The sequence below is a fragment of the Acinetobacter sp. WY4 genome, from assembly GCF_018438165.1.
Classification (GTDB): domain Bacteria; phylum Pseudomonadota; class Gammaproteobacteria; order Pseudomonadales; family Moraxellaceae; genus Acinetobacter.
This window is the reverse complement of record NZ_CP053947.1, coordinates 2,548,900-2,559,190: the sequence shown is the minus strand read 5'-3', so window position 1 is coordinate 2,559,190 and position 10,291 is coordinate 2,548,900. Positions and strand designations below refer to the sequence as shown.

Sequence of the window (10,291 nt, the reverse complement as noted above, 5' to 3'; positions counted from 1 at the left end):
AGACTTGGGAGGCAGTTTATGCACGACCTCATCATCATTGGCGCAGGCACTGCAGGAATCAGTGCTTATAATAAAGCCATTAAACACACCCAGAATATTTTAATTATTAATGATGGCCCATGGGATACCACCTGTGCACGTGTGGGCTGTATGCCAAGTAAACTGCTGATCTCATCTGCAAATCGTATGCATGACATTCAATCCGCAAACAACCTCGCTTTACAATATGATGCTGTAGTAGATACTTCTGGTGTCATGCAACGTATGCATATCCTTAGAGAACGTTTCATTCGCGCAACCTTAAAAGGCGTAGATCAATGGGAAACTTCACATAAAGTTTCTGGGCATGCAAAGTTTATTGATGCGCATACAGTTGAAGTCAATGGACAATCTTATCAGGCCAAAAGCTTTATTGTTGCTGTAGGCTCACGCCCCAATATTGATGAAACTCTAAAGCAAAAATTAAAAGACAAATTCATCACTTCCAATGAAATATTTGAATTTTCCCAATTACCTAAGTCTTTAGCAGTGATCGGGAGTGGCATCATTGCAATTGAATTAGCTCAAGCCATGCAACGCCTGGGTGTACAAACCACAATGTTTGCGCGTAGTCAAAAAGTAGGTGCTTTAACTAGCCCAATCTTACAAAAACTGGCGCAAGAGCAATTCAGCAAAGAGCTCAATATCAAATTTAAAACCTTACCAGATGAGATTGAGATCCAAGCTGATAAAATAAAGATTAACTTTACAGAAAATGATCAGACTAAGAGTATTGAAGTTGAATATGTCTTAGGTGCTACAGGTCGGCAAAGCAATATAGATCGTTTAGGTCTAGATCAACTCAATTCAATATTCAAGGACATCAAAAACCTTCCTATCGATAAAAAAACCAAACAACTTGCGAATCTACCTATATTTATAGTCGGTGATGCTGCGCCTGATGCACCCATTCAACATGAAGCCGCGCATGCCGGCAAACAGGTAGTTCATAACTGTGTGAATTATCCGAATGTAAAACCTATTACTGCTTTAACACCATTAGCTATTGTATTTTGTCATCCTGAAATGGCGATTGTCGGAAAAAGCTTTAAGCAACTAGAAGATCAACAAGTCAACTTTATTCGGGGATTCGTCTCTTACGAAAACCAAGGACGTGCGCTAGTCCTAGCGGAAAACACAGGCGGAGTAGAAGTTTATATTGATAAAAACTCAGGTAAATTACTTGGTGCAGAACTCTTCTGTTCACAGGCAGAACATCTGGCCCATTTATTAGCCTGGATGATTGATGCTGACCAGGATATTTATCAGATCTTAAAGAAACCTTTTTATCATCCAACTTTGGAAGAAGGACTCAGAACTGCATTTAAACATGCTCGACGTCAATTGGATGCATTGCTATAAAGGAACTATAAACCTATTACGCTTTAAAATTGGTTCTTGCTCTAGTCTAATATTGAGCAATGTTGATGTTAAATTTATATATGATATATAAGACAATTATTCCACATAAAAAAATCCCCCTCTGCCTTGGCGGAGGGGGATTTTGGAATAATGAGCTGGCGATGACTTACTCTCACATGGGTAACCCCACACTACCATCAGCGCTAAGAGGTTTCACTTCTGAGTTCGGGAAGGGATCAGGTGGTTCACTCTTGCTATGGTCGCCAGCACAACTGGTATGCTTACTCGCTATGGTCTTATCTACGTTGCTTGCGCTTCGTTTGCCTAGCTTTCTTCAAATAGAATGCATTAACAGATGTATCTGAGTTGCAGTAGTTTGTTCGTTTAGCTTAACTAAATCAAGGCTTCGTCTGATCGTTAGATCAATATGAAATCAATTGATGCTTTATATACAACTGTTTGGGTGTTGTATAGTCAAGCCTCACGAGCAATTAGTATTGGTCAGCTTCACATATCACTATGCTTCCACATCCAACCTATCAACGTCGTAGTCTTCAACGGCTCTTTAGGAGACATAAAGTCTCGGGGAAATCTTATCTTGAGGTAGGCTTCCCGCTTAGATGCTTTCAGCGGTTATCCCTTCCGAACATAGCTACCCGGCGATGCCACTGGCGTGACAACCGGTACACCAGAGGTTCGTCCACTCTGGTCCTCTCGTACTAGGAGCAGATCCTCTCAAATTTCCAACGCCCACGGTAGATAGGGACCGAACTGTCTCACGACGTTCTAAACCCAGCTCGCGTACCTCTTTAAATGGCGAACAGCCATACCCTTGGGACCTGCTTCAGCCCCAGGATGAGATGAGCCGACATCGAGGTGCCAAACACCGCCGTCGATATGAACTCTTGGGCGGTATCAGCCTGTTATCCCCAGAGTACCTTTTATCCGTTGAGCGATGGCCCTTCCATACAGAACCACCGGATCACTAAGACCTACTTTCGTACCTGCTCGACTTGTGGGTCTCGCAGTTAAGCGCGCTTTTGCCTTTATACTCTACGCGTGATTTCCGACCACGCTGAGCGCACCTTCGTACTCCTCCGTTACTCTTTAGGAGGAGACCGCCCCAGTCAAACTACCCACCAGACATGGTCCTCGTCCCGGATAACGGGACAGAGTTAGAACCTCAATATTACCAGGGTGGTATTTCAAGGACGGCTCCATCGCAACTAGCGTCGCGACTTCAAAGCCTCCCACCTATCCTACACAAGTAAGATCAAAGTTCAATGTCAAGCTGCAGTAAAGGTTCACGGGGTCTTTCCGTCTAGCCGCGGGTACACCGCATCTTCACGGCGAATTCGATTTCACTGAGTCTCTGCTGGAGACAGCGCCCCCATCATTATGCCATTCGTGCAGGTCGGAACTTACCCGACAAGGAATTTCGCTACCTTAGGACCGTTATAGTTACGGCCGCCGTTTACTGGGGCTTCGATCAAGAGCTTCGCTTACGCTAACCCCATCAATTAACCTTCCAGCACCGGGCAGGCATCACACCCTATACGTCCACTTTCGTGTTTGCAGAGTGCTATGTTTTTAATAAACAGTTGCAGGGGCCTGGTTTCTGAGGCTGTCGGCCGCTCAAGGAGCAAGTCCTATCACAGACAACAGCGTACCTTCTCCCGAAGTTACGGTACCATTTTGCCTAGTTCCTTCAGCAGAGTTCTCTCAAGCGCTTTGGTCTACTCGACCTGACCACCTGTGTCGGTTTCGGGTACGATTCCTGTGTAACTGAAGCTTAGAGACTTTTCCTGGAAGCATGGTATCAGCCACTTCACTGTACAAGTACAGCTTGCTATCAGTTCTCAGCATAGAGTACCCCGGATTTGCCTAAGATACATGCCTACAACCTTCCACCTGGACAACCAACGCCAGGCTGACTTAACCTTCTCCGTCCTCTCATCGCATTACACAGAAGTATTGGAATATTAACCAATTTCCCATCGACTACGCCTCTCGGCCTCGCCTTAGGGGTCGACTCACCCAGCCCCGATTAACGTTGGACTGGAACCCTTGGTCTTTCAGCGTGCGAGTTTTTCACTCGCATTGTCGTTACTCACGTCAGCATTCGCACTTCTGATACCTCCAGCAGACTTCTCAATCCACCTTCATCGGCTTACAGAACGCTCCCCTACCACGCATAATAAATTATGCATCCGCAGCTTCGGCATATAGTTTTAGCCCCGTTACATCTTCCGCGCAGGCCGACTCGACTAGTGAGCTATTACGCTTTCTTTAAAGGGTGGCTGCTTCTAAGCCAACCTCCTAGCTGTCTATGCCTTCCCACATCGTTTCCCACTTAACTATAATTTTGGGGCCTTAGCTGGCGGTCTGGATTGTTTTCCTCTTGACTACGGACGTTAGCACCCGCAGTCTGTCTCCCGGATAGTACTCATTGGTATTCGGAGTTTGCATCGGTTTGGTAAGTCGGGATGACCCCCTAGCCGAAACAGTGCTCTACCCCCAATGGTATTCGTCCGAGGCGCTACCTAAATAGCTTTCGGGGAGAACCAGCTATCACCAAGTTTGATTAGCCTTTCACCCCTATCCACAAGTCATCCCCTGGCTTTTCAACGACAGTGGGTTCGGTCCTCCAGTTAGTGTTACCCAACCTTCAACCTGCTCATGGATAGATCACCTGGTTTCGGGTCTATACCCAGCAACTAAACGCCCTATTAAGACTCGGTTTCCCTACGGCTCCCCTATGCGGTTAACCTTGCTACTGAATATAAGTCGCTGACCCATTATACAAAAGGTACGCAGTCACCGGACTAAGCCGGCTCCCACTGCTTGTATGCATGCGGTTTCAGGATCTATTTCACTCCCCTCACAGGGGTTCTTTTCGCCTTTCCCTCACGGTACTGGTTCACTATCGGTCAGTCAGGAGTATTTAGCCTTGGAGGATGGTCCCCCCATATTCAGACAAGGTTTCACGTGCCTCGCCCTACTCGACATCATCATATAAGCCCTTTCGTGTACAGGACTATCACCGTCTACGGTCGCACTTCCCAGAGCGTTCCACTAGAACTTATATGACTTAATGGGCTCTTCCCCTTTCGCTCGCCGCTACTGAGGGAATCTCAATTGATTTCTTTTCCTAAGGGTACTGAGATGTTTCACTTCCCCTCGTTCGCCTTGCAACATATGTATTCATGTTGCAATACCTACCTTATGGTAAGTGGGTTTCCCCATTCAGACATCTCCGGATCACAGGATATTTGCCGCCTCCCCGGAGCTTTTCGCAGGCTATCACGTCTTTCATCGCCTCTGACTGCCAAGGCATCCACCACATGCACTTAATTACTTGACTATACAACCCCAAACAGTCGTTTATCCTTACAAGTGGGATAAGCAACAGATTGTGATGATCTCTCATCACGCTCATACAGTTGGCGTTTCGTAGATTTAACTACAGTACAGCTTCAATTAGATTCATATACCAAAACGCTTGATTCAGTTAATTTCGCTAGAACTCATTTCTTGTAGTTGCCTACTTGAAACGAGTTTGAACAAATTATTTCAACTCAAATATATTCTGTTAATGATTTTTCCAGCCTTCGTCAGGTCAGGAAACTGTGATAAATCACAGAGGTTAATAACAACGAAGCGAATCATACGCCTCTTTCTTACTAAGCTCTATAAGCTATCTAGCTGTTTGTATGTTTCTTAGCTCATCTTACGTTTGCTTGATCATTTCAAGATCAATGTAAGTGATGGTGGAGACTAGGAGAGTCGAACTCCTGACCTCCTGCGTGCAAAGCAGGCGCTCTACCAACTAAGCTAAGTCCCCAGCTTATCAATAAGTCAATGTATCGTTCTGTTCTGTTTGCTTCAGCACTTTCATGCTTCGTTAGTCAGATTTGGTGGGTCTGACAAGACTTGAACTTGTGACCCCACGCTTATCAAGCGTGTGCTCTAACCAACTGAGCTACAGACCCTCAGATACATCGTATGAAGAACAACTTGTTGTGGATTCTTACCAATCGTCAATCTTTCGTTAAGGAGGTGATCCAGCCGCAGGTTCCCCTACGGCTACCTTGTTACGACTTCACCCCAGTCATCTGCCACACCGTGGTAAGCGTCCCCCCTAAGGTTAGACTACCTACTTCTGGTGCAACAAACTCCCATGGTGTGACGGGCGGTGTGTACAAGGCCCGGGAACGTATTCACCGCGGCATTCTGATCCGCGATTACTAGCGATTCCGACTTCATGGAGTCGAGTTGCAGACTCCAATCCGGACTACGATCGGCTTTTTGAGATTAGCATCCACTCGCGTGGTAGCAACCCTTTGTACCGACCATTGTAGCACGTGTGTAGCCCTGGTCGTAAGGGCCATGATGACTTGACGTCGTCCCCGCCTTCCTCCAGTTTGTCACTGGCAGTATCCTTAAAGTTCCCGGCTTAACCCGCTGGCAAATAAGGAAAAGGGTTGCGCTCGTTGCGGGACTTAACCCAACATCTCACGACACGAGCTGACGACAGCCATGCAGCACCTGTATGTAAGTTCCCGAAGGCACCAATCCATCTCTGGAAAGTTCTTACTATGTCAAGACCAGGTAAGGTTCTTCGCGTTGCATCGAATTAAACCACATGCTCCACCGCTTGTGCGGGCCCCCGTCAATTCATTTGAGTTTTAGTCTTGCGACCGTACTCCCCAGGCGGTCTACTTATCGCGTTAGCTGCGCCACTAAAGCCTCAAAGGCCCCAACGGCTAGTAGACATCGTTTACGGCATGGACTACCAGGGTATCTAATCCTGTTTGCTCCCCATGCTTTCGCACCTCAGTGTCAGTATTAGGCCAGATGGCTGCCTTCGCCATCGGTATTCCTCCAGATCTCTACGCATTTCACCGCTACACCTGGAATTCTACCATCCTCTCCCATACTCTAGCCAACCAGTATCGAATGCAATTCCCAAGTTAAGCTCGGGGATTTCACATTTGACTTAATTGGCCACCTACGCGCGCTTTACGCCCAGTAAATCCGATTAACGCTTGCACCCTCTGTATTACCGCGGCTGCTGGCACAGAGTTAGCCGGTGCTTATTCTGCGAGTAACGTCCACTTATCCCAGGTATTAACCAGGTAAGCCTCCTCCTCGCTTAAAGTGCTTTACAACCAAAAGGCCTTCTTCACACACGCGGCATGGCTGGATCAGAGTTGCCTCCATTGTCCAATATTCCCCACTGCTGCCTCCCGTAGGAGTCTGGGCCGTGTCTCAGTCCCAGTGTGGCGGATCATCCTCTCAGACCCGCTACAGATCGTCGCCTTGGTAGGCCTTTACCCCACCAACTAGCTAATCCGACTTAGGCTCATCTATTAGCGCAAGGCCCGAAGGTCCCCTGCTTTCTCCCGTAGGACGTATGCGGTATTAGCATCCCTTTCGAGATGTTGTCCCCCACTAATAGGCAGATTCCTAAGCATTACTCACCCGTCCGCCGCTAGGTCAGGTAGCAAGCTACCTTTCCCCGCTCGACTTGCATGTGTTAAGCCTGCCGCCAGCGTTCAATCTGAGCCATGATCAAACTCTTCAGTTTAATACTATGTAGCACCTTAAAGGGTGCCAATCTTGGCTCATCAATTTTCTGACAAATATTTCTCAAATAAACTTCGAGTAATTTCTACCATCAATCAATGAAAATAATTTCGATCAATCAATCAGTAAAAATCCACACAAGTTGTTCTTCATAATCTCTTAATGATCTTCTTGCTGATTCGTCACCAGCAAGCTAGGTCGGCTATATTACTCTCTATCTCTAGAAAGTCAACCAGTAATGAAAACTATTTTTCAAACTTATCAAATAAAACCCAACTCAATCAATCTCAACTAAGTCACTGTTTTATCAGAAGTTTTAATCTTCATCACCGCCGATGGATGTGCATTCTACAGGATTCCCAACCCAATACAACCCCTATTTTTAAATAATTCAGCAAAATCATCACGATTGTTTATTTATTCTACAAAAATCGCGCTTTTCTTCATTTCTTGAGCATTAAAGGGACTGAATTGGATAAATGACTTAATCTTTTTTCAGTTTTATTCTGTTCTTGAAAGCGTAAAGGCCGGCAATCTATGTATTCACAATAACCCCCTTCCCCATTTTCAGTTTCTTCATTTATTTTCACTTGATAACTAAAACTTCCTACATAGCCCGCTGCCAGGCCAAATTTAAAATCTCCACGACTTTGACCTTGTACCCAGATACAAGTACCGTCTGCATTTTCATAACACCATTCAAATTCGCGCGGCAAATACATACTTTGCCGATTGGGTGTCGTGACACACGGATAAACACGATGAACTTTAAAATAAACTTTTCGATCGAACATTTGGGTCCGCATGTTTTTTAAATCACGGAGATATATCCGCGACTGAACAATACGATTAAAACCATCCCGAATCTGCGCCAACAACAGTTGCCTGTTTTCACTGAGATTAACAATTTGATAAGTCAGGAAGGCCAAAGGTAGATAAGGAAAGTTAAAACTCCGCGCGTATTCAAAGCTTCCCAGACCATCAATCGTATATTGCTGCGCTTTATAGTTCACCGTTCCCTGACAATGACATAGCAAAGACCAGTGATCTGCCAAGGAAAACCGCATTTGGGTAAAATGAGAAATCAGTTGAGTGGTTTGAATATTTAAATCAAAACTGAGTTCCGAGTCAGAACGCTGCAAACGAAAATTTGGAAAACTTCCGCTCAATTGCTCCCGATCCAGAAACTGAAACAGACCCGATTTAAAATGACAGTCCTGCTTGACCGAGTAGTGATGTAATTGCCCCACCATATGCGGACTCGAACTGCAAATCACGGTGGCGGTATCTAAGGCTGTGGTTTCGATTGCGCTCGGGTTTGACAGCATGGGTGCATTGGGTTGCCCGATAATACTCATAAAGTTTAAATAATAGAGCGGTGCCGGAAGCCCGGGGATCATCAAACCTTGATGAATAATTTTATATTTTGAGGTAGGACCATGATAGGCGGGATAGCGCGAAACAGCAGGAGTCTGATTTAGCTGTTTCGAACGATCTAAAAAATCTTGAAGAAACCGCATCTCAGACTCCTTATATTTTTATAATGTACTCGATCTTTTTGCCATAAAGGTGGTTACAAAACCAGACAAGGCATAGAGAATAGAAATGACCAGAATGCCGACAGGAATATTATAAGTCATCGCTGCAAAGACGAATACGGCAATTGGTAGGACAAAAAATGGAACCCGTTTACGTTCTACAGTTTTAAATGAATAGTATTTGATATTGGAAATCATCAACAAGCCTACCGCAATGATGACCACTGCATTAATGACCTGAAGAGAAGGTTCACGAATATCAAAGATTTCTGGAAAATCCAGACCGACCCAGACCAGTGACACAATCATGATGGCAGCCAGAGGACTTGCGACACCAATAAAATAACGTTTGTCGACCACACCAATCTGTACATTGAAGCGTGCCAGACGGAACGCAGCACATGCGGTATAAACAAAACAAGCCGCCAGACCAATACGGCCCAAATCACTCAAGCCCCAGCTATACATCAAAATAGCGGGAGCTACGCCAAAAGCCAGCATGTCAGAAAGCGAGTCAAATTGTTCACCGAACGGACTTTGTGCACCAATAGCACGTGCCACACGTCCATCCAGTCCATCCAGTAATGCCGCAATAAAAATCGCATAAATAGCTTGCTGAAAATCACCATTCATACTGGCAATAATCGAGTAGAAACCTGACAACAACGCTGCCGTTGTAATCAGGTTCGGCCATAGATAGATGCCTCGACGCTTAACTTTTTGCCCTTCCTGAGTATGCTCCTCTTCTTCTACCTCAAAGGTGATGCCATCAAAAGGCACTTCAGTTGAAGAGTCGCGTTCCGGTTTGCTTATATTTGTCATTCTTGACGATCCTAGCTATGACCTGATCTTTGAAAAAATTATTCGCCCACTAACCAACGAACTGCAGCGTGACCACCGTTTTCACTCATGCGAAGATGCGGGAATAACCACTGTAGTGCTTCATCAGCATCTTCAGAGAATTTCCAAGGTGGGTTAATCACCAGCAAACCACAACCGTTCAGGCCTACTGGGGTATCATCCGGCCATACACAGACTTCACACACCAGTTGACGGCGGATACCGGTCTTAAACATTTTCTTCTCAAAACGTTCAATCATGGCACGGTCTTTAATTGGATACCAAACGGCAAATACACCTGTCGGCCATTTCTTATACGCAGCAACCAGTAGTTCGACCAACTGCGGGAAATCTTTACGTTCCAGTTCATATGGCGGATCGATCATCACCAGACCACGTTTTTCTTTTGGCGGAATGACTGCCAACAGACCTTCGTATGCATCACGCTCATGCAAACCGGCACGCTTGTCAAAAATATTATGACGAAGTTGCTGGAATACATCACGCTGCATTTCAAACATGGTCGCTTTATCAATTTCACGCATGCCTTCTAGCGCAAACCACGGCGAACCCGGATAAGCACCCTTACCAAAGTTTTCACGCATGTTTTCAACAATTTTCAAGTATTGTTGTACGCCTTCAGGTGCATTACGCTTGATCGAATCATCCAGCTTAATAAGACGATGAATACCGTTTAAAAACTCACCTGATTTTTGCGCTTCGGCAGTCGACAAATCATATTTACCTGCACCACCATGTGTATCTACATAGCGATAAGGTTTGTCTTTTGCATTCAGTCGAGTCAACAACTGAAGCAATAAAACGTGCTTCATGACATCGGCAAAGTTGCCTGCGTGGTAAGAGTGACGGTAATTCATGTTTCAATTATTCCTAAGATCAATTGCTATTTTAACATGAAAAAC

4 protein-coding genes, 2 tRNA genes and 3 rRNA genes are annotated in these 10,291 nt (G+C 45.4%); 1 reads left to right on the top strand and 8 read right to left on the bottom strand.

The features are described 5' to 3' along the window. The first annotated feature begins 18 nt into the window (after positions 1–18). On the top strand, positions 19–1,401 hold the full coding sequence (locus G4D73_RS12020; RefSeq protein WP_213686843.1) for a dihydrolipoyl dehydrogenase: 1,383 nt from the start codon (positions 19–21) through the stop codon (positions 1,399–1,401). A 153-nt stretch (positions 1,402–1,554) separates the two neighbouring features. Here the strand turns inward: G4D73_RS12020 and rrf are convergent. From rrf to G4D73_RS11980, 8 genes are all read right to left on the bottom strand, one after another. Beyond that, positions 1,555–1,669 (bottom strand): 5S ribosomal RNA (gene rrf, locus G4D73_RS12015). 202 nt (positions 1,670–1,871) lie between these two features. Continuing rightward, positions 1,872–4,765: ribosomal RNA gene (locus G4D73_RS12010) — 23S ribosomal RNA — on the bottom strand. A 404-nt stretch (positions 4,766–5,169) separates the two neighbouring features. Then, a tRNA-Ala gene (locus tag G4D73_RS12005) sits at positions 5,170–5,245 on the bottom strand. A 71-nt stretch (positions 5,246–5,316) separates the two neighbouring features. Continuing rightward, positions 5,317–5,393 (bottom strand) — tRNA-Ile (locus G4D73_RS12000). A 60-nt stretch (positions 5,394–5,453) separates the two neighbouring features. After that, a 16S ribosomal RNA gene (locus G4D73_RS11995) occupies positions 5,454–6,991 on the bottom strand. The 16S, 23S and 5S rRNA genes sit together here with 2 tRNA genes alongside, the layout of an rRNA operon. Before the next feature lie 442 nt (positions 6,992–7,433). Further along, positions 7,434–8,510 (bottom strand): DUF6670 family protein, encoded by a 1,077-nt coding sequence (locus tag G4D73_RS11990; RefSeq protein WP_213686842.1) that lies wholly within the window; start codon positions 8,508–8,510, stop codon positions 7,434–7,436. Positions 8,511–8,528: 18 nt separating this feature from the next. Then, positions 8,529–9,350: a CDP-diacylglycerol--serine O-phosphatidyltransferase gene (pssA, locus tag G4D73_RS11985; RefSeq protein ID WP_005108642.1), complete on the bottom strand. Its 822-nt coding sequence runs from the start codon at positions 9,348–9,350 to the stop codon at positions 8,529–8,531. Positions 9,351–9,388: 38 nt separating this feature from the next. After that, positions 9,389–10,246 carry a 23S rRNA (adenine(2030)-N(6))-methyltransferase RlmJ gene (locus G4D73_RS11980; protein WP_213686841.1) on the bottom strand — a complete coding sequence of 286 codons (858 nt, stop codon included), beginning with the start codon at positions 10,244–10,246 and terminating at the stop codon, positions 9,389–9,391. Positions 10,247–10,291 lie beyond the last annotated feature (45 nt).

What these genes read in the sequence shown, in the direction of transcription:
- G4D73_RS11980 (WP_213686841.1), bottom strand. Translation starts at nt 10,246, where the DNA reads ATGAATTACCGTCACTCTTACCACGCAGGCAACTTTGCCGATGTCATG.
- pssA (WP_005108642.1), bottom strand. Translation starts at nt 9,350, where the DNA reads ATGACAAATATAAGCAAACCGGAACGCGACTCTTCAACTGAAGTGCCT.
- G4D73_RS12020 (WP_213686843.1), top strand. Translation starts at nt 19, where the DNA reads ATGCACGACCTCATCATCATTGGCGCAGGCACTGCAGGAATCAGTGCT.
- G4D73_RS11990 (WP_213686842.1), bottom strand. Translation starts at nt 8,510, where the DNA reads ATGCGGTTTCTTCAAGATTTTTTAGATCGTTCGAAACAGCTAAATCAG.